General features: G+C 69.9%; 19 protein-coding genes. 8 read left to right on the top strand and 11 right to left on the bottom strand.

Annotated elements, in window-relative coordinates; genetic code table 11:
• Positions 1-47: 47 nt before the first annotated feature.
• Positions 48-959, top strand: coding sequence for an endonuclease III (nth, locus tag LG391_RS14545; protein WP_225768718.1), 912 nt, complete (start codon positions 48-50; stop codon positions 957-959).
• A gap of 27 nt (positions 960-986) precedes the next feature.
• The gene (locus LG391_RS34870) at positions 987-2,678 is read left to right on the top strand and encodes a calcium-binding protein (protein ID WP_304608471.1); all 1,692 of its coding nucleotides are present in this window, start codon (positions 987-989) and stop codon (positions 2,676-2,678) included.
• Between the two features lie 273 nt (positions 2,679-2,951).
• Here LG391_RS34870 and LG391_RS14560 read toward each other — a convergent pair whose 3' ends face one another.
• Together LG391_RS14560 and LG391_RS14565 are read right to left on the bottom strand one after the other, a co-directional pair.
• Entirely contained in the window at positions 2,952-4,010 is a 1,059-nt protein-coding gene (locus LG391_RS14560) for a citrate synthase/methylcitrate synthase (protein WP_225768719.1), read from the bottom strand.
• 170 nt (positions 4,011-4,180) lie between these two features.
• A complete protein-coding gene (locus tag LG391_RS14565) occupies positions 4,181-4,462 on the bottom strand; it encodes a GIY-YIG nuclease family protein (protein ID WP_225768720.1) in 282 nt (93 codons plus the stop codon).
• A 101-nt stretch (positions 4,463-4,563) separates the two neighbouring features.
• On the opposite strand from LG391_RS14565, the gene LG391_RS14570 reads away from it, so the two are divergent.
• Positions 4,564-5,748, top strand: a complete 1,185-nt coding sequence (locus tag LG391_RS14570) for a citrate/2-methylcitrate synthase (RefSeq protein ID WP_225768721.1) — start codon at positions 4,564-4,566, stop codon at positions 5,746-5,748.
• 130 nt (positions 5,749-5,878) lie between these two features.
• Here the strand turns inward: LG391_RS14570 and LG391_RS14575 are convergent, their stop codons facing one another.
• On the bottom strand, positions 5,879-7,828 hold the full coding sequence (locus LG391_RS14575; RefSeq protein WP_225768722.1) for an adenylate/guanylate cyclase domain-containing protein: 1,950 nt from the start codon (positions 7,826-7,828) through the stop codon (positions 5,879-5,881).
• A 161-nt stretch (positions 7,829-7,989) separates the two neighbouring features.
• On the opposite strand from LG391_RS14575, the gene LG391_RS14580 reads away from it, so the two are divergent.
• Positions 7,990-9,225, top strand: coding sequence for an MFS transporter (locus LG391_RS14580; protein ID WP_225768723.1), 1,236 nt, complete (start codon positions 7,990-7,992; stop codon positions 9,223-9,225).
• Between the two features lie 62 nt (positions 9,226-9,287).
• Here LG391_RS14580 and LG391_RS14585 read toward each other — a convergent pair whose 3' ends face one another.
• Together LG391_RS14585 and LG391_RS14590 are read right to left on the bottom strand one after the other, a co-directional pair.
• A complete protein-coding gene (locus LG391_RS14585) occupies positions 9,288-9,890 on the bottom strand; it encodes a sigma-70 family RNA polymerase sigma factor (protein WP_225768724.1) in 603 nt (200 codons plus the stop codon).
• A gap of 126 nt (positions 9,891-10,016) precedes the next feature.
• The gene (locus tag LG391_RS14590; RefSeq protein ID WP_225769354.1) at positions 10,017-10,256 is read right to left on the bottom strand and encodes a NepR family anti-sigma factor; all 240 of its coding nucleotides are present in this window, start codon (positions 10,254-10,256) and stop codon (positions 10,017-10,019) included.
• A gap of 193 nt (positions 10,257-10,449) precedes the next feature.
• On the opposite strand from LG391_RS14590, the gene LG391_RS14595 reads away from it, so the two are divergent.
• Both LG391_RS14595 and LG391_RS14600 read left to right on the top strand, forming a co-directional pair.
• A complete protein-coding gene (locus LG391_RS14595; protein ID WP_225768725.1) occupies positions 10,450-11,247 on the top strand; it encodes a response regulator in 798 nt (265 codons plus the stop codon).
• A 38-nt stretch (positions 11,248-11,285) separates the two neighbouring features.
• A complete protein-coding gene (locus LG391_RS14600) occupies positions 11,286-12,476 on the top strand; it encodes a sensor histidine kinase (protein WP_225768726.1) in 1,191 nt (396 codons plus the stop codon).
• A 271-nt stretch (positions 12,477-12,747) separates the two neighbouring features.
• On the opposite strand, the gene LG391_RS14605 is transcribed toward LG391_RS14600, so the two are convergent.
• The gene (locus LG391_RS14605) at positions 12,748-13,233 is read right to left on the bottom strand and encodes an Lrp/AsnC family transcriptional regulator (protein ID WP_225768727.1); all 486 of its coding nucleotides are present in this window, start codon (positions 13,231-13,233) and stop codon (positions 12,748-12,750) included.
• Between the two features lie 220 nt (positions 13,234-13,453).
• Between LG391_RS14605 and LG391_RS14610 the strand changes: the two genes are divergently transcribed.
• Entirely contained in the window at positions 13,454-13,951 is a 498-nt protein-coding gene (locus LG391_RS14610) for a cysteine dioxygenase family protein (RefSeq protein WP_225768728.1), read from the top strand.
• 27 nt (positions 13,952-13,978) lie between these two features.
• On the opposite strand, the gene LG391_RS14615 is transcribed toward LG391_RS14610, so the two are convergent.
• From LG391_RS14615 to LG391_RS14635, 5 genes are read right to left on the bottom strand one after another with little or no spacing between them, the layout of a single operon-like run.
• Positions 13,979-14,935, bottom strand: a complete 957-nt coding sequence (locus tag LG391_RS14615; protein ID WP_225768729.1) for an isopenicillin N synthase family oxygenase — start codon at positions 14,933-14,935, stop codon at positions 13,979-13,981.
• Position 14,936: 1 nt separating this feature from the next.
• On the bottom strand, positions 14,937-15,758 hold the full coding sequence (locus LG391_RS14620) for an amino acid ABC transporter ATP-binding protein (RefSeq protein ID WP_304608473.1): 822 nt from the start codon (positions 15,756-15,758) through the stop codon (positions 14,937-14,939).
• Complete coding sequence (locus tag LG391_RS14625; protein WP_225768730.1) at positions 15,755-16,420, bottom strand: amino acid ABC transporter permease; 666 nt, start codon at positions 16,418-16,420, stop codon at positions 15,755-15,757. Before LG391_RS14625 ends, LG391_RS14620 begins: the two co-directional genes overlap by 4 nt.
• The gene (locus tag LG391_RS14630) at positions 16,417-17,070 is read right to left on the bottom strand and encodes an amino acid ABC transporter permease (RefSeq protein ID WP_308013055.1); all 654 of its coding nucleotides are present in this window, start codon (positions 17,068-17,070) and stop codon (positions 16,417-16,419) included. Before LG391_RS14630 ends, LG391_RS14625 begins: the two co-directional genes overlap by 4 nt.
• Before the next feature lie 22 nt (positions 17,071-17,092).
• Entirely contained in the window at positions 17,093-17,920 is an 828-nt protein-coding gene (locus tag LG391_RS14635; protein ID WP_225768731.1) for a transporter substrate-binding domain-containing protein, read from the bottom strand.
• Between the two features lie 257 nt (positions 17,921-18,177).
• Here LG391_RS14635 and LG391_RS14640 point away from each other — a divergent pair, with 257 nt between their 5' ends.
• On the top strand, positions 18,178-19,812 hold the full coding sequence (locus LG391_RS14640; RefSeq protein ID WP_225768732.1) for a long-chain-fatty-acid--CoA ligase: 1,635 nt from the start codon (positions 18,178-18,180) through the stop codon (positions 19,810-19,812).
• Positions 19,813-19,954: the final 142 nt, after the last annotated feature.

The raw sequence follows: 19,954 nt of genomic DNA on the forward strand, positions 1-19,954 counted from the left end.
TCGCGTATGTTCTCTTTATGTTCTAATCTGCGGGCATGGTCGACGCCATGCCCGCCACCACCCGCCTGATCCGGATCGACGCTGCCCTGGCCACCGCCTTCGGGCCGGCGCCGCGCTTTCTGTATCCGGATCCGGTCGAGATGCTGGTGCTGGCGCTGCTCTCCGCGCGCACCCGGGACGAGATAGCGATGGCCGCCCACCGGGTGCTGCGGGTGCGCTTCCCGCGCTGGCAGGACCTGCTGGAGGCCGATCCGGCGGTGATCGAGCGGCTGGTCGGCCGCACCACCTGGCCCGACCGCAAGGCACAGACCCTGCAGCAGGCGCTGCGGGCGCTGCAGGCCTCCCGCGGCCGGCTGGAGCTGGACTTCCTGGCCGGGCTCGGCGCCGAGGATGCCGTCGCCTGGCTGCGGACGCTGCCCGGCGTCGGGCCGAAGACCGCCGCGGCGGTGCTGCTGTTCAGCCGGCTGCGGCTGCGCGCCCTGCCGGTCTCGACCGGCCATCACCGTATCGCCAAGCGGCTCGGCCTGATCTCGCGCCGCGCCGGCGCCGAGGCCGCGCACGGCCCGTTGCTGGCGATGCTGCCGCCGGACTGGGACAACGACCGGATCGAGCGCCACCACTGGCTGGTCAAGCGCCTGGGCCACGACCATTGCACCGACCGGCGGCCGCGCTGCGGCAGCTGCCCGGTGCGGGAGCTGTGCCCGAGCCGCGGCCGCATCCGCCCGGCACCGGAGCACCGCATTCGCCAGCTTGCCCTCCCCTTCCCCGCCATGGGCAACCGGCCGCATCCGGGCTTGGCACCCGCCGGCCCAACGGAATCTTCATCCGCCCTCCGGCACAAGCGAACGAAACCTTCTTTTTCGATCGAAACCTCCGGCGCGGATGTCCGACCCGGCGCCGATCTGATAACTTTCCCAAAAACGGAACAGCTGGAGGCGCGCCCGTCTGCGAGGACGTGAACCCGATGTCCATTCCGGAGGGTTCAAATGCCGCTCATCACCAATGTCGCCTATTCGCCCGACCCGACCGATGGCCAGGCGCTGGGCCTGGACGTCGCCGTGGATGGCGCCACCCGGCTCGTGGTCAGCTGGGGCGACGGCTCGCCGCTGCAGGTCTATCAGGTCGAGCCGGGCAGCAACTCGATCCATCTGTCGCATGCCTATGCCGGCCCCGCGGCCGGCACCATCGCGATCCGCGCCGCCGCCCCGGGGGTGCCGGACGAACGCACCACGCTGAACGTCTTCGTCGGGGCGGATGAAGCCTACACCCGCGTCTCCGGCGATCCGGAGGAGCCGGAGATCACCCGCAAAGGTCCCCTGATCTCCGCCGACGGCCAATGGGTGGCCTGGGCCGACGCCTACAACGAGATCTACAGCGGCTACGGCGTCACGCTGAAGAATCTGGTCGACGGCACCACCGTCAGCCTCGGCAGCACCCATGGCGATGCCTATCAGTTCGACGGCGGCCCGGTGATGCTGGCGAACGGCAAGGCCGCCTGGTTCGCCGAGCGCTATTCCGGCATCGAGGGATACGAATTTCATCCCGTCGTCCTTTACCGGACGGAAGCGGGCGACTGGACCACGCTCCGGGACGCATACGATGTCACGGTCACCGACGACGCCAAATATGCCGTCTACCGGCAGGACTCGACTCTCGCCTCGGACAACGGCTGGTATCTGCGCGACCTCGACACCGGCACCAACACCTATCTCGGGTCAAGCAGCCCCGAATATGACGGCCCGCGCTACCATGTGCATGTCGTCGACGGCCAGCTGACGGTCGACGACGACACCACCGGGCAGCGGTCGGTCAGCGGGCCGCTGGCCACCGACACCACGGCCGACGGCAGCGTCACCGTGGTCGCCACCGACGATGCGCTGACGCCCGGCGATACCAACAACGGGTCCGACGTCTATCTGCAGGAGAACGGCGCCCCGACCCATGACGGCACCGCCGGGCCGGACGCCCTGCTGCTGGGCGCGGCGAACGACATCGCCGATGGCGGCGCCGGCAAGGACTACCTGGCTGGCGGCCTGGGCGACGACAGCCTGAGCGGCGGCGCTGGTGACGACCTGCTGGAAGGCGGCGCCGGGGCGGACAGCCTGGACGGCGGCGAGGGCATCGACGCCGCGGGCTATGCCACCAGCCTCGCCGGAGTGCAGGCCAGCCTGGACCGGCCGGCCGGCAACACCGGCGATGCGGCCGGCGACAGCTATGCCGGCGTCGAGAACCTGCTGGGCAGCGCCTTCGCCGACCGGCTCGAGGGCGATGCCGCGGCGAATGCCCTACGCGGCGGGGCGGGCGACGACCGTCTCGGCGGGCTGGGCGGCGACGACCGGCTGGTCGGCGGCGACGGCGCCGACGTGATCGCCGGCGGCAGCGGCAGCGACCGGATCTATGGCGGCGCCGGGGACGACCGCATCGCCGGCGGCGCCGGGCCGGATACGATCGTGGTCCAGCCCGGGTTCGGCCGCGACGTGGTCACCGATTTCGATGGCGCGGGCGGCGACGTGATCCTGTTCGATCGCGACGTCTTCGCCGGCTTCGCCGAGGTCGTGGCGCACGCCGCCGATTATGGCGCCGACGGCACCGTGATCACGCTCGACGCCGGGAACAAGCTGATCCTCCTCGGTGTCGATCGTGCAGCATTGCAGGCGAACGACTTCGCGTTCGTGTGAGAATGACGAGCGGTTTGCATTGCCTCTCCCGCTTGCGGGATATCGCCGGCGTTGGCTTGTCATCCTCCCCCTCCCCTTGCGGGAGGGAGGCAGGGGGAGGGGTTTGGCGCCGCCGGAACTGATGTCGACTGGTCGCCGCAACCCAGCAGCGATCCTGGATAAGCTCGCACCGGCTCTCTTCGATCGACACCCCCTCCCCCTACCCCCTCCCGCGAGGGGAGGGGGAGAGTGGAAAGTATGCGTCGCAGCAGACGATGGAGCTCGGATCCCGCCTCAGGCCGCCAGGCTGGGCTGCGGGCCGACATAGCGGCTGTCGGGCCGCAGCAGCCGGCCGGACTGCTCCTGCTCCAGGATATGGGCGGTCCAGCCGGCGACGCGGCCGACGGCGAAGGCCGGGGTGAACAGCGACCGGTCGAGCCCGACGGCGTCCAGAACCAGGGCGGTGTAGAACTCGACATTGATGTCGAGCGGCCGGTCCGGCTTGTGCTTGTGCAGCGCGACGAGCGCCGCCTTCTCCACCGCCTCGGCCAGGGCGATGCGGGGGCTGGACAGGCGTGCCACCACCGATTTCAGCACGTCGGCGCGCGGGTCGCGGGTGCGGTAGATCCGGTGGCCGAAACCCATCAGCCGGCGGCCGGCCGCGAGCTCCGCTTCGATCCAGCCGGGCGCGGCCCGGGCGCTGCCGATGGCGTCGAGCATGTCCAGCACCGGCCCGGGCGCGCCGCCATGCAGCGGCCCCTTGAGGGCGCAGAGCGCGGCGGTGACCGAGGCCACCGTACCGGCCAGGGTCGAGGCCACCACCCGGGCAGCGAAGGTGGAGGCGTTCAGGCCGTGGTCGGACACGGTGACGAGATAGGCGTCGAGCGCCCGCGACAGCGCGGGATCGGCCGGCTTGCCCGCCAGCATGCGCAGCAGGTCGGCGGCATGGCCGGCCTTCGGGTCGGGCGCGACCGGGGCCTTGCCCCGGGCCTGCCGTACCAGCGCCGCCAGGAACACCGGCATGGCCGCGACCAGGCCGAGCGGCGTGCCGTCTTCGTCATCGGCGAGGCCGGCGATCATCGCCCGCAGCCCGTCGATCGGCGGCAGGCCGGCCGCCGCCGGCAGCAGCCGCGGGACGTGACGGAAGGCGGCGACGCGGGCAGCGCCCAGCCGGGCCTTGAGATCCGCGGTATCGGCGAAGCCGTCCCACAGCAGCGCCAGAACGCCCTCGAAATCGAGCGTCCGCGCCGCCTCCTCGACCGGCAGGCCGCGGATCACCAGCACGCCGCGCTGCCCGTCCACCAGGCTCATCACCGTTTCGGCGGCGACGACGCCGTCCAGTCCTGTCGTCATCTCGACCTCCTTCTTCGCAGGTGCACAAGAAGTCTGGCCGGGGAGGTAGGTTGTCAATCTTGATAGATGCGGTCAATGTATTTGGATGGTGAGCTTTCTGAAACATTCCCCTTTGATGTCATCGCCGGGCTTGACCCGGCGATCCAGGGGCTGCCGCCGCGCGAGCCGACCTACGCAAGATCCGTATACAGATCCCGCCATTCCGGATTCTCACGTTCTATGAGCGCGAGCTTCCAACGGCGCGGCCATTTCTTGAGCGTTTTCTCCCGCCGGATCGCTTCCTCGATCCAATCGAAGGCTTCCACATGAGCCAGCATTTTGACGCCGTAGCGTTTGGTGAAGCCGTCAACCTCGCCCATCCGGTGCTGATAGGCGCGCCGGGCCAGATTGCCGGTGATGCCGATGTAGAGCGTCCCGTTCCGTCCGCTGGCCATGATGTAGACGTGGTACATCCGTCGGGTTCCCAGAAGGCGGTAAGAATCCTGGATTGCCGGGTCAAGCCCGGCAATGACAATGAAGGGAAAAGTCGGTGCACGACCTGCGCCCGCCTCCCATGATCCAGGAGCCCACCCTGTCAGCGAGCGAGGCGGCGGCGGAGCTGGGGGTCAGCCTGGCGACGCTGTACGCCTATGTCAGCCGCGGCATGATCCGGTCGATCGCCGAGCCCGGCCGCCGCCAGCGCCGCTACGCCGCCGCGGACATCCGCCGCCTGGCCCGGAAATCCGAGCCCGAGACGGCGCCGCCGCCGCTCTACTGGGGCCAGCCGGTGCTGGAATCGGCGATCACCCTGGTGTCCGGCGGGCGGCTCTACTATCGCGGCCGGGACGCGGCGCGGCTGGCCGAGAGCGCGACGCTGGAGAGCGTGGCCGGCCTCTTGTGGTCCGTCGCCGCCGACGACCCCTTCGCCGTCCCGGCCGCGCCGCTGCCGCCGGCCGCCGCGCGCATCGCGGCCGAGGCGGCCGGCCGGCCGCCGCTGGAGCGGGCCATGGCGGTGCTGCCGGCGCTGAGCGTCGGGGACGACCGCGCCCTCGCCCGCTCCGCCGCCGGGCTGCAGCGCACCGGGGCGCGCCTGCTGCGCTGGCTGACCGCGGTGATGCTGCGGCGCCCGGCCTCGGCCGCGCCGGCGCATGAAGCCCTGGCCGAGGCCTGGGGGGCACCCGCCGGCACCGACCTGCTGCGCCGGGCCCTGGTGCTGTGCGCCGCCCCCGAGCTGACCGCCTCGACCTTCGCCGCCCGCATCGCCGCCTCGACCGGCGCCTCGCCGCATGCCGCGGTCGCCGCCGGCCTGGCGGCGCTGAACGGCCCGCTGCACGGCGGCCTGAGCGCCCGCACCGGCGCCTTCCTGGAGCTGGTGCTGAGCGCCGCCGACGCCCGCCGCATGGTGGTGGAGCGGCTGCAGCGCGGCGAGGACCTGCCCGGCTTCGGCCATCCCCTCTATCCCGACGGCGATCCGCGCGGCCAGCACCTCCTGGACCGCATCGTCGCCGCCGTGCCGGACGCGCCGGAGCTGGCGGTCGCCGAGACCCTGGTCGAAACGGTGTTCGACCTGACCGGCGAGCGCCCGACCATGGACTTCGCCCTGGTGCTGGCGGCCAGGCTGACCGGCCTGCCGCCGGAGGCGCCGCTGGCGGTCTTCGCCCTCGGCCGCAGCGTCGGCTGGATGGCGCATGTGATGGAGCAGTACGCCGCGGCCCGGCTGATCCGACCCCGCGCCCGCTATATCGGCCCGCAGCCTTAGGGTTCGCCGCCTCTCGCTGCCCGAACCCTCATTTCGTCATCGCGAGGCGCGCAGCGCCGCGGCGATCCAGGGGCCGGCGCGAGCGGCCCTGGATGGCCACGCCCCTTCGGGGCTCGCCATGACGGGAAGGTTAAGCCTCAAGGCGATTGGCACCAGATGGGGCGTCCTCGCCCCGCAGCCCGACCAGGCTGTAGATCGGCACCGGCTCGCGCGCGCCGCGCGGCACCTCGTTGCCGACGAAGCGGAACTCGAACTCTTCCCCCGCCTCCTGCCGCACCGCCTCGCTGACCAGGATGGTGGTGCCGTGGATCTTGTTCAGCGCCTCGAGCCGCGCCGCCACGTTCACCGTGTGCCCGAGCGCGGTGTAGTTCATGCGGTCGACCGATCCGACATTTCCGACCACAGCCTCGCCGGTGTGGAGGCCGAAGCGGGTCGGCATCGGCAGGCGGCCCTCGGCCTCGAACTCGGCGTTCAGCCGGTCGATCCGCGCCGTGGCCCGGAGCGCGCCGAGGCAGGCCAGGCGGACATGGTCGGGCTGCTCCTCCGGCGCGTTCCAGAACGCCATGACGCTGTCGCCGATATACTTGTCGATGGTGGCGCCGCCGGCGATCAGCTCCTCCCCAAGCGCGCCGAAATAGCGCGAGGTGCGCTCCATCAGCTCCTCCGGCGGCAGGCCTTCGGCCAGGGCGGTGAAGCCGGCCACGTCCGAGAACAGCACCGTCACCGGCTGGCGCCGACCGCCCAGCGCGGGCACCAGCGTCTGGCCGAGGATGCCGCGGACGATCTGGCCCGGAACATAGGCGGCGAAACTGCGCAGGGTGAGGCCGAGCACGTCGATGGCGGAGGAGAGCGACCGGATCTCCTCGATCCGCGACCCTGTCGAGCCGTGGCCGTGGAAGTCGAAGCGCATGATCCGGCCCAGGTCCCTCGTCACCCGTCGCAGCGGCCGGGCCAGGGCGCGCGAAGCGGCCAGGACGATGCCGAGCGCCAGGATGGTGGCGCCGACGCCGATCAGCAGCGAGATGTAGCGGATGCGGTCGGCCGGCCCGACCACCAGGTCGTAGGGATAGGCGATGCCGAGCACCACGTCGGGCATGTTGGAAGCGATAAGCTCGAAGCGCTCGAGATAGGCTTCGTCCCCGAGCTGGCCGGTGAAGTTCCGGCCCGTGCCGACGGCCTGGAAGCTGCGGTACAGCTCGGCCAGGATCGGCGATGCCAGTTCGGTCAGTCGCGGCAGATGCTCCGCCCGCGCCTCCCGGAACTCGGTGCGGAAGCGGACGCCGTCGGGATGGGAGATCAGCTCTCCGGACCGGCTGAACACCACCAGGTCGAGGCCGTGTTCCCGGCGCAGATCGTCCAGGGTGTGGTCGACGCTCGCCAGGCCGATATCGATCCCGAACACCACGTCGCCGGTCAGGCGCGACTTCCGCGCCAGGCTGAGGCCCACCTGGTTCATGTTGGCGAAGCGATAGGGCTCGGTGACCACTGCCCCGGTGGCGGCCGAGGCCTGCTTGTACCAGGGCCGGGTGCGAGGATCGAAATCGGTCGACGCCATCTGCGGCTCGCCTATCGGCCCACCCCGGGCATCGGTCACCACCCAGCGCACCATCGCACCGCCCGGGCGGCGGTCGATGAATTCGAGCACATATGTCGCCCCGGGAAGCGCCGCAGCGTCCATCTGAGGCAATCGCGCCGTCGCCAGCGACTGCGCCATGACGAAGCGGCCGTCGCTCCAGGCGGCGAAGAAGGAGGAGGCGGCCGGCAGCACCTTTTCCAGGTCTCGCAGCGTGCCGACCATCACCGTGCCCAGATGGTCCTCGGGCACGTCGGTCTCGATCGTCAGGGTGGAGGTGTCCAGCACCACCTGGGCCAGTTGCAGCCCTTTCTGGAACTCGTCCCGCACCCGGTCGACGACCCGGTCGAAGCGGGCGCTGGCATCGGCCCGGACAAGCCTCCTCACCTCGCCGTTGTTGTACCAGATCAGGCCGCCGGCGATCGCCAGGACGATGACGGCGAACACCGCCGCCACCACCACCTGCAGCTTCCATGGCCCGAGCCCGGTTGCAACCACGCCCCGCATGCCCCCTCCCAGGGTTGTACCCGCCACCCTAGCCCGATGCCGGCCCGGCCGGAACCTCCCCGATCGGGCCATGCCGGACATATCGGGGCTGCCCTTCGATCACGCCGTTTGACACGCCTGGCCGGGCCGCGCTTGGCTGCGGAAAACACGCCGCCCGGATCATGCCTGCCGTCTACCTGCCCGTCGCCGCCATCATCCTCGGCATCTCCGTCCTGCAGATCGCCAACGGCATCCTGGTCACCATCCTGCCGATCTCGCTGACCCAGGCGGGCTATTCGATCCAAGCCTTCAGCGCGGTGGCGACGGCGCATTCGCTGAGCTTCCTGCTGGGCTGCGTGCTGTCGACCCGGATCATCGGCGCCGTCGGGCACATCCGCGCCTTCGCCGCCTATGCCGCCGCCACATCGGTGACGGCGCTGAGCTTCACCGTCGCCCCCGACCCGGCGCTGTGGATGGCGCTGCGGCTGGTCACCGGCTTCTGCTCCGCCGGCCTGTTCACCGTGGCCGAGAGCTGGCTGAACGAGATGACGCCGAACGCTCATCGCGGCCGGGTGTTCTCGGTCTACACCATCGTCCAGAAGGTGGCGCTGGTCGGCGGTCAGTTCGTGCTGCTGTTCACCGGCGGCCCCGTGGTGCTGGGGCTGTTCATGATCGCCTCGGCCTTCTATTCGATGTCGCTGATCCCGGTGGCGATGACCCGGGCGCCGACGCCGTCGATCGCCGCCATCCGCACCCTGCCGCTGCGCCAGCTGTACCGGATCGCGCCCGCCGCGGTGATCGGCTGCGTCTCCAGCGGGCTGATCAACAGCGCCGTCGCCTCGATCGGCCCGATCTGGGGGCTGCAGGTCGGGCTCACCGTCGGCCTCGCCGGCGCCATCCCGGCCATGTCCCAGGTCGGCAACCTGCTGGCGCAGTGGCCGCTGGGCCGGCTGTCCGACCGGATCGACCGGCGCGGCGTCATGCTCGGCGCCAGCGTCGTCACCATCCTGGTGTCGCTGGCGCTGGCCCTGGCACGGCCGGATTCGGACTGGCTGCTGGGGGTGCTGTTCGGCCTGTGGGGCGCGGCTTCGATCTCGACCTACGGCATCTGCGTCGCCCATGCCAACGACCTGGCGCCGCGCGGCACCGCGGTGGCGCTGTCCAGCAGCCTGCTGCTGTGCTGGGGCGTCGGCGCCTGCGCCGGGCCGCTGGTGGCGTCGGTCGTGATGGACTGGGTCGGCCCTCGGGGGCTGTTCCTGCACGGCGCCGCCATCGCCGCCGTCACCGCGATCTTCACCGCCTGGCGCATGACCCGCCGCCAGGCCCTGCCGGCGGAGGCGCGCGAGCCCTTCGTCAACCGGCCGGCGACCAGCCCGATCGTCGGCGAGATGACCGCCCCACGCGACACGAAGGCCTGAAACGGATCGGGCGGCCCGAAGGCCGCCCGCTTCACCGCAACAGGACTGTCAAGCGACGGCCGCTACGCCGTCCGCCGCGACGCGGGCTGCAGGGCGAGACGAGGGCGCGTCATTTTCGCCGGCGCCGCGGCGGCTCCGCGTCCGCGCCGCTCGCCTGCGAAGTCGCCTCGTCTCGCCAATCCTCGCCCCGCGCTGAGCAGCCTCGACAGCTCGCGCCGGGCCCGGGACAGGCGGCTCTTCACCGTGCCGACGGCGCAGTTGCAGATCTCCGCCGCCTCCTCGTAGCTGAAGCCCGAGGCGCCGACCATCAGCAGGATCTCGCGCTGATCGGGCGTCAGCATCATCAGCGCCCGGCGGAAATCCTGGAACTCCAGCTTCGAATCCTGCGACGGCGGCACCCAGAGGAGGTCGAGGTCGACCCCGTCCTTCGGCTCGGCCACGAATTTGCGGCGCCGCAGCTGGTTGACGTACTGGTTGCGCAGGATGGTGAAGATCCAGGCCCGGAAGTTCGTGCCCGGCGTGAACTGGCTCTCGGCCCGGAGCGCGCGAAGGATCGCGTCCTGGACCAGATCATCGGCGCGATCCGCATCACCGCTGAGCGAACGGGCGAAGGCCCGCAGATGCGGGATCGCCTTGGTCAGCTCGGCGTGAAAGTCGAATGGCACATTCCCCTCCTTGTTGACGCCGACGGCGGTGCCGCCCACGCGGGATCCATGGCGGTGCGGCCGGAACTGTCGGCACCGAATAAGGCAGAAATTCGGCCCATCCGCCATCCGCCCGGCTTGTCTCGGTCAGCGATCCTCATCCTCCTCCGGCTTTTCGGCGCCTTTGGCGCCCTTCTCGAGCATCCGCATCAGATCGTCCGGCAACGGCTCCTCCAGCACCGGATCGTACAACGTCCGGAGCTGCTGCGAGAGCCAGTTGTCGAATTGCGGCGGCCGCTTCAGGCGGTCCGGTCCCGGCCGGCCGGGTTCGGCCGGCCGCGCCCCCGCTTCCCGCCTCCGCGTTCGCTCGCCCCGCCGTCGGTTCATCAACACTCGATCCCGCTCTGCTTCGGCCACTGGTGGTGCGCTACATTACCAATCCCCGACCGGGATGGAAGTTCCTGTGCCACCCCTTGCCCGCGGACAGGTTCTGCGGCATTGGAACGGATTGCGATCCGGGGCGACGGCCGCTAAGCATAGCGCTCGACGGCAAGCCCTTCCGAATCCGAAGGTGGACGCGATGACCGGCACTTCGCAGGAGATCCTGAAGCACCTGCCCTACCTGCGGCGCTATGCCCGGGCCCTGGTCGGGTCGCAGGAGCGGGGCGACCAGTACATGCGGGTCTTCCTGGAGGCGATCCTCGCCGATCCGCAGCGGGTCCCGGCGGACGGCAACCTGCGGGTCCAGCTGTTCGCCGTGTTCCACGACGTCTGCACCCTGCTGCACGCCACCGACGAGCAGGCTGCCGAGGCGACGCTGGAAGGACTGGTGCCGGTCGAGACCCGGCTGTCGCAGCTGACGCCGACGCAGCGCCAGGTGCTGCTGCTGGTGTCGCTCGAGGGCTTCTCCTTCGAGGATGTCGGCTTCATCCTGCACCTGCCGGAGACGGAGGTGCGCGACCAGCTGGACGCCGCCCGGCGCGAGATGCAGCGCCAGCATCCGGCCCGGATCCTGATCGTCGAGGACGAGCCGCTGATCGCCATGGACATCGCCCGCATCGTCGAGGAGATGGGGCACACCGTCTGCGGCACCGCCGCCGACCACGCGGCGGCGGTCGCCCTGTTCAAGCGCGAGTCGCCGCACATCGTGCTGGCCGACATCCAGCTCAAGGGCGGCGACAGCGGCATCGAGGCGGTGCAGGAGATCCTGACCGGCATCTCGGTGCCGGTGGTCTTCGTCACCGGCTTCCCCGAGCGGCTCCTGACCGGCGAGCGGCTGGAGCCGACCTTCGTCGTCACCAAGCCGTTCCGGCCGGAAGCGCTGGTCTCGGTGATCGGCCAGGCCCTGGCGATGCATCCCCCGCTCGCGCCGGCGTGATCGCGGCGCGGCGACAGGGCTGAGCGGCGCCCAACGCCATGGCCAGCGCGCTGATCACAGCCATCGACACCCGCGAGGAACGCGACGTGATCGCGGCCCGGCAGCGTGTCCGGCTGGTGGCGACCGAGCTGGGCTTCGACGGCCGCGACCGGGTGCGGATCGTCGCCGCCGCATCGGCGATGACGCGCAGCTTCCTGGCCCGGTTCGAGCAGGCCAACCTGTCGCTTCTGGTCACCGACGGGCCGCCGATGGCGCTGGAGATCGTGCTGGCCGCACCGCGCCGGCCGCTGGGCCAGGGCACGGCACCGCAGCGTTCGCGCCTGGACACCGCGGCGATCCGTACCCTGATGGACTGGGTCGAGCTGCGCCACGCCCGCGGCGTGGTCCGGCTGGTGATGCGCAAGGAGCTGTCGGCGACCGCCCCGGGCGGCGAACCGACGGCGCTGGCGCATCGGACCATGGCGGCGCTGGCGGACGAGACCGGCGTCGACCCGTTCGAGGAGGTGCACCGGCAGACCGTGGAGCAGATCGCCAGCCTGACCGAACTGCGCCAGCGCGAGGAACAGCTGATCGCCGCCAACGCCCAGCTGCGCGAGGTGGAGCGGGCGCTGCGCGCCAGCCTGGAGGAGAAGGACGTGCTGATGCGGGAGGTGCATCACCGCGTCAACAACAACCTGCAGATCATCTCCAGCCTGCTCAACCTGCAGGCCTCGCGCGCCACCGACGCGGCGGTGCGGGAGGAGCTGGCGGTGGTCGGCCACCGCATCCAGTCGCTGAGCCTGGTGCATCAGAAGCTGTACCGGTCGGACGACCTGTCCCACATCGACGCCGGCGACTATGTCCAGGAGCTGTGCGCCCATCTGCAATCCGCCTTCGCCGCCAGCACCGGCCCGGTGGCGCTGACGGTCGAGGCGCCGCGGCAGCAGATCCCGCTGGACAGCGCCATCCATCTCGGCCTGATCGTGAACGAGCTGATCACCAACAGCCTGAAGCACGGCTTCCGGGACGGCCGCGGCGGCAGCATCGCCGTGTCGCTGCACCGCACCGACGCGGACGGCCTGACCCTGGTGATCGTCGACGACGGCCGGCCGGACGACGGCAACCGGCGGGGCTTCGGCATGACCCTGGTCGACGCCATGGTCCGCCGCCTGGACGGCACCCTGACCATCGCCCGGAACGGCGGCACCCGGACCACCCTGACCGTACCGCTGCCGAAGGCCGTCGCCTAAAATCGTTCCGAATCAGGAGCGTAGAGAGACACTTCGTATTTCGACATCAAGATCGCCGCATATAGTATTGATGAAGAAATACAAGCCGAATTGTATGGCAATTTTTCTTTGTCCGATCAATGGCCTCGCGCCGATCCTTTAGAAAAACGCTCCACACTTGCTGAATTTATGGTATAGTTCGCCGTGCAGTACCTTCTGCACCCTTCCGCTTCCTAACGACCTCAACCAAGCCGCGGTCCCCCGCGGCTTGTTTTTGTGCGCATGTCGGGCCTCAGGCAGCAACGAAGGTCAGCGGGATCTCGGTCGTCGACTTGATCTCCTCCATGGCGAACATGGAGGTGACGTCCGCGAGCTCGATGCGCGCGATGATCTTCCTGTAGAGCGCGTCGTAGCTGCCGATGTCGGCGACATGGGCCTTGAGCAGATAGTCGATCTCGCCGCTCATGCGATAGACGTCGACGATCTCCGGCAGATCGCGGACGGCACGGCTGAAGCGCTCCAGCCATTCGACCGTGTGCTGGTTCGTCCGCACCGCGATGAACACCGTCACGCCGACATTGAGGGCCGCCCTGTCGAGCAGCGCCACGCGCTTGCGGATGATGCCGGCTTGTTCGAGCTTCTGCACCCGGCGCCAGCACGGCGTCGCGGAGATGCCGGCCTGCGCCGCGAGATCGGCCAGCGCGATCGTCGCATCGGCTTGCAGGGCCTTCAGGATCCTGAGGTCGATCTCGTCGAGCTTGGGCGGCGGCGAAGCCATGGCCCGGGTCCCTTCTGTGGCGGCGGCGCGCCTCCTCCAGGTAAACGAAACTGATCTAAAAGCCAACAATAGAAGCAAATTCTTCTGAAACGGCCATATGAGGAAAGCAATTCCTCATGCCCGTCGTATTTCCGGCAACAACGCAAACCGGTTCCGGCCGATCGGCCATACCCTGTCTCCGACGGGTCGAGAGGCAGGGTGAGCCATGAATCACGCAGCGATGTCAGAGGCCTTCCCATCCACCACCCGGTGGCCGATGCTGAAGAGCCTGCCGGAGTTCGGCGGATCGCCGCAGGCGATGCTGGAGCACCTCACGGCCCATCCCGAGCTCGTCTGCGATCTCGACCTGGAGCGCAGGCCCGGCAGCTACGCCCGCACCCTGCTGTGGAGCGATGCCGAGACCAGCATCTGGGCCATGGTGTGGGACGGCGGCGCCCGGACGGCGATCCACGACCACCACTGCTCCTGCGCCTTCGGCATCGTCAGAGGCCGCCTGACCGAGCTCCGCTTCCGGGCCCTGGACGAGGTGCGGGTGGCGAAGACCTGGGAAGCCGTGCACCAACCGGGCGACATTGCGTGCCTGGCGACGACCCGGCCCAACATCCACCAGATGGTCAATGACAGCGGCGCGATCGCGATCTCGCTGCACATCTACGGCTTCGACCCCCGCGTGCACGCATCCTCGGTTCACCGCGAATACGTGGCCGCCCGGGTTTGACGATCCCGAGAGCGGAGGCGATGGGCGTCACGCCTTCTGGCGGTATTTGAAGGAATCGTTGATCCGGCCGACGATGTAGTCGCCGGCGGCGACCGGCGGATAATGCGGCTCCTCCCCCGGCCCCAGGTTCAGGTCGCGCGGATCGACCGAAGCGGTATAGGTCGGGTCGTAGAAGGTGGCGATCGACAGGCGCTTGCGGCCGCTGCGGTTCACCACCCGGTGCGGGGTCGAGGCGAAGCGGTCGTTCGACCAGCGGGCCAAGAGGTCGCCGACATTGATCACGAAGGTGCCGTCGACCGGCACCGCGTCGATCCACCGCCCGTCCTTGCGCTGGACCTCGAGCCCGCCGGTCTGGTCCTGCCACAGAAGCGTGATGCAGCCGTAATCGGTGTGCGGCGCCACGCCGAACTGCTCGGCGCCGAGATCGGCCGGCTGCGGCGGGTAGAACACGGCCTGGGTGCGCTGCATGCGCTTGGCGTAGCGCTGGGCGAAGAAGTCCGGCGCGATGCCGAGGCTCAGCGCCACGGCCCGCAGCAGATGGGCGCCGCACATCCCGATCGCCTCGTAGTAGCGATAGAAGTCGCGCTGCACCTCGGGCATGAAGGACGGCCAGTTGTTCGGGCCGCGCAGCGGCTGGCCGGCCAACACGTCGGGATCGTCCTCCGGCAGCTCCAGCCCGGTCGAGAAGAACTCCTTGTAGTCGGGCTTCTTGGCCCCGTACATCAGCGCCCCGCCGATCTCGTGGAAACCGCGATGGCGCTGGTTCACCTTGACCTGGCGCTTGGTCTCGACCGGCAGGTCGAAGAAGCGCCGCATGGTGGCGACCGCCGCCTCGATCACATCCTGCGGCACACCGTGGTTGCGGATGTAGAAGAAGCCGACCTGCGTGCAGGCGTCATGGATCTGCTGCGCCGCTTCGGCCGTGCCCGCCGCGTCGCCGGCGACCACCGGCGCGAAGTCGATGATCGGCAGGGTCTCGCTCATCTCATCCTCCCACTGCTTCGGCCGGCGCGTCCTGCCAGAAGGCGTTGCGCCGTCGGTAATTGTCCAGGAACTGGCGGATCCGGGGATGGCCATCCTCGAGGAAGATCTGCCGCGGCGGCCCCTTGGCCAGGATCCGGCCTTCGTCGACGAAGACGACGGAGGTCGCGACCTGGGCGGCGAAGCCCATCTCATGGGTGACCACGACCATGGTCATGCCGTCGCGCGCCAGGGCGCGCATCACCTCCAGCACCTCGCCGACCAGCTCGGGGTCGAGCGAGGAGGTCGGCTCGTCGAACAGCATGATCTCGGGCTCCATCGCCAGCGCCCGGGCGATCGCCACGCGCTGCTGCTGGCCGCCAGAGAGCTGCGAGGGGTAGGCGCCGCCCTTCCCCGCCAGCCCGACCCGGTCGAGCGCGGCCTGGGCCTTCCGCTCCGCCTCCGCCCGCGGCAGCCGGCGGACGCGGATCAGCGCCTCGGCGACATTGCCGAGCGCGGTCATGTGCGGCCACAGGTTGAACTGCTGGAACACCATGCCGACATTGCGCCGCGCCTTGCGGATCCCGGCCTCGCCCATGCGCCGGCGCCGGCCGTTCCTGTCCGTGACCCAGCCGATCGGCTCGCCGTCGATGCGGATCTCGCCGGCATCGTGCTCCTCGAGGAAGACCATGCAGCGCAGCAGCGTGCTCTTGCCCGAGCCGGAGGGGCCGACGATGCAGACAACCTCGGACTGGTCGATCTCGAGATCGACGCCCTTGAGCACCCGGGTCGCCCCGAACTGCTTGGTGACGCCGGTGAGCTGGATCAGGGCCCGCCGGGTCATCATGCCGGCACCAGGAAGCGGCCGACCCGGCGTTCGGCCCAGCGGCCGAAGGCGGCGGTGACCTCGACCAGCCCCCAATAGATCAGCGCCAGGGCCAGCGTCGTCTCGACGAAGGCGAAGGTCTCGGCGCCGATGCCGCGGATGACGAAGGTCAGCTCGGGAATGGTGACGATCGACAGGATCGCAGTCTCCTTGCTGAGGAGGATGACCATGTTGATCAGGGCCGGCAGGATCACCACCAGCATCTGCGGCAGCACGATCCGCGCCAGAATGGTGGGACGGCCCATGCCGAGGCAGGCGGCGGCCTCGACCTGGCCCTTGGGCACGGACTCGAAGCCGGCGCGGAAGATCTCGGCGAAATAGGCGCCGGCATAGAGGCCGAGGCCCAGAAGGCCGGCCTCGCTCGGGTCGAGCACCAGACCGAAGCCGGGGCCGCCGTAGTAGAGGATGAAGAGCTGCACCAGGAAGGGCGTGCCGCGCACGACCTCGATCACCATCCGCACCGCGGCGCGGACCACCCGGCCGAGGCCGCGCTGCATCAGCGCCAGGACGAAGCCGAGCACGAGGCCCATGGCGACGCCCACGATCCAGGTGCCGAGGGTGACGCCGAGGCCGGACAGCACCTCGTCCCAACGGTCGAGGATGACGGCGGGATCGAAGCTCATCGCCCGGCCCCCAGCCGCCGCTGCAGCCACAGGCCGAGGCCGGACAAAGCGAGGTTCAGGACGAGGTAGAGCACGCCGCCGGCGAGGTAGATCTCGAGCGGCCGGTAGCTGGTGGCGACGATGTTCTGGCTGACCCGGGTCAGCTCCGCCACCCCGACCACGGAGATCAGCGAGGACGCCTTCAGGATCATGGTGCACTCGTTGACCAGCGCCGGCATGGTCAGGCGCAGCGCCAGCGGCACCCGGATGCGCCACAGCACCTGGGACGGCCGGAAGCCGAGCAGCCGCGCCGCCTCCAACTGCCCCTTGGCGACGCCGAGGAAGCCGCCGCGCAGGATCTCCGCCATATAGGCGGCGGTGCAGAGGGCCAGCGACGCGATCGCCGCGACCAGCGGCGGCACGTCGATGCCGATGAAGGGCAGCAGGTAGAAGACCAGCAGCAGTTGCACCAGCAGCGGCACGCCGCGGAAGAAGCTGACATAGAGCGTGCCGGCCCGGCGCGGCCCGGGCCGGTGCGACAGCCGCAGCAGGCAGATGCCGACCGCGAGCAGGAAGCCGAGCCCGAGCGACGCGGCCGAGACCCAGAGGGTCGTGACCGCGCCCTTCAGGAGCAGCGGCAGGCTCTTCAGGATGACGGCCGTGCTGAACAGGGCAACCTCTCGGGCGAACCGGTCAGACGTTCGGGTCGGTCACCGTGGCGGGCACGTCCATCTCGACGCCGAACCACTTCTTCTGGATCGCGGCGAGGCGGCCGTCGGCCTTCATCTTGGCGAGGGCGGCGTCGATCGCGTCGAGCAGCGGCGCACTGTCGGCGTCCTTGCGGCCGAGATAGCCGAAATAGACCTTCTTGCCGAAGGGCGGCAGCACCACCTCGAAGGTCTCCGACCGCTGCTGCGCGACATAGGCGATGTTCGGCAGCGAGTTGCCGACAGCGACGATCCGGCCGGCGGCGAGATCGGCATAGGCCTGGTTGTTGTCGACATATTCGCGGATCTCGGCGCCGCCCGGCAGGGTCGCGGCATAGGCCTTGAGCTGCTCGAGCTGCGAGGAGGCCTTGCCGGCGCCGACCACCTTTCCGGCGATGTCCTCGGGCTTCGCCACCGAGCTGTCGCCGGCGCGCTTGAGCAGGGCGACCGAGGCGTCGGCGATCGGCGCGGTGAAGCGATAGCGCTCCATCCGCGCCTTGGTGATCGTCACCGGCCCGGCGACGACCTGGAACTTGCCGGCTTCGAGGCCCGGCAGGACGCTGTCCCAGGGCAGGTCGACGAAGGTGATCTTGACCCCGAGCTCCTTGCCGATCTCGGCGAAGAGCTCGACATTCAGCCCCTTGTGCTCGCCGTCCTCGGAGAAATCGAACGGCGCGAACTGCATCTCGGTGCCGACGACCAGCTCGCCGGACGACTTCACCTGGCTCAGAAGATCGGCCGCGTGCCCCTGCGGCGCGGCAGCCAGGCTTCCCACGGCCATCAGGCCGGCAACGAACGCTCCCAGAACCCGCATCACTCGCCTCCACATCCCTGTCAGCATCTTTGTCGACCGCGCAGCGTCGGGCGCCGCACGGCTGTCGCGGTTCTTAGACTCTGCCCTCCCCGGAGACAACCGCCCGGTCCGTGCCGCCGCGGTTTCGGCAACGGTGTCCGGACCGGTCCATGCCTGTCAAGCGGCGGCTTTCCCCCCGTTTTCCCTGTAGCTGCCGACAGCTTTCCCCTTATCCTCTGTGAAAGGCAGCTGAGCTGCCGCGACGAGGGGAGGACGCGATGCTCGGGCTGATGCAGCACGAACCCTTGCAGATCGGATCGCTGCTCGACCATGCGGCCCGGCTGCACCAGGAAGCGCGGATCGTCACCCAGCGCCGCGACGGCAGCACCGTCACCCATTCCTATCCCGAGATCGCCGCCCGCACCGCCCGGCTGGCCCACGCCCTGACGGCTCGCGGCGTGGCCCCGGGAGAACGGCTGGCGACGCTGGCCTGGAACGACCATCGGCATCTCGAGCTCTATTACGGCGTCAGCGGCATCGGCGCGGTGTGCCACACGGTCAATCCGCGTCTGTTCCCGGACCAGATCGCCTATATCCTGGCCGATGCCGGCGACACCCATCTGTTCCTCGACCCGATGTTCCTGCCGATCCTGGCCGGGATCGGGGACCGGCTGCCGGCGGATCTCAAGACGCTGGTGCTGCTGGAGCCGCCGGCGGATCCGGTAGCGCCCGCCCTCGCCGCCCGCTTCGAGATCCTGGACTACGAGGATCTCATCGCCGGCCATCCCGACGCCTTCGACTGGCCGGTGCTGGACGAGAACACGGCCGCCTTCCTCTGCTATTCCTCCGGCACCACCGGCGAGCCGAAGGGCGTGCTGTCCTCGCACCGCTCGACCCTGCTGCACGCCTATGCGGCGAACCAGCCGGATGCCTTCGGCCTGCGCGCCACCGACACCGCCATGCCGGTGGTACCGATGTTCCACGTCAACGCCTGGGGCATCCCCTTCGTCGCGCCGCTGGCCGGGGCGTCGCTGGTGCTGCCCGGGCCACGGCTGGACGGCGCCTCGCTGTTCCGGCTGATCGAGGCGACCGGCGTGACCTTCTCGGCCGGCGTGCCGACGATCTGGCTCGGCCTCCTGGCCCATCTGCGCGAGAGCGGCCAACGCTTCAGCCGCCCGCCGCGGCTGGTGATCGGCGGCTCGGCCTGCCCGCTGCCGCTGATCGAGGCGTTCGAGCAGGAATACGGCGTCGAGATCGGCCACGCCTGGGGCATGACCGAGACCAGCCCGATCGGCCTGTTCAACGCGCCGAAGCCGGAGACGCTGGTGCGGAACGAGGCGGAACAGCGCGCGCTGAAGCGCAAGCAGGGCCGGCCGATCCCCGGCATCCGGCTGCGCATCGCCGACGCCGAGGGCCGCGACGTGCCGGCGGACGGCGTCGCCTTCGGCGAGATCCTGGTGCGCGGCCCCTGGGTCGCCGCCGCCTATTTCGGCCGCGACGGCGACCCCGCCTTCACGCCGGACGGCTGGTTCCGCACCGGCGACGTCGCCACCATCGACGGCAGCGGCTATGTCGAGATCGTCGACCGGGCCAAGGACGTGATCAAGTCCGGCGGCGAGTGGATCAGCTCGATCGCGCTGGAGAACATTGCCGTCGGCCACCCGAAGCTGCGCGAGGCGGCGGTGGTCGGCGCCCGTCATCCGAAATGGGACGAGCGGCCGGTGCTGATCGCCGTGCCGGCCGAAGGCGCGGCCCCGACCAAGGAAGAGATCCTGGCCTGGTTCGACGGCAAGGTCGCGAAATGGTGGCGGCCGGACGACGTGGTGTTCGTCGAGGAGCTGCCGCACACCGCCACCGGCAAGCTGCAGAAGACCGAGCTGCGGAAACGGTATCGGGATCATCTGGTGAAGTAGCGGACCCGTCGCCGCGACTCACTCCGCGAGCCTCTTTCTGTCATGCCCGGGCTCGACCCGGGCATCCAGAGACTATCGACAGCCACTGGATTGCCGGGTCAAGCCCGGCAATGACAAGAGGGGTAGGACCAGACTTGCCTTC

Origin of the sequence: Inquilinus sp. Marseille-Q2685 (assembly GCF_916619195.1) — a bacterium.
Taxonomy (GTDB): Bacteria; Pseudomonadota; Alphaproteobacteria; order DSM-16000; family Inquilinaceae; genus Inquilinus.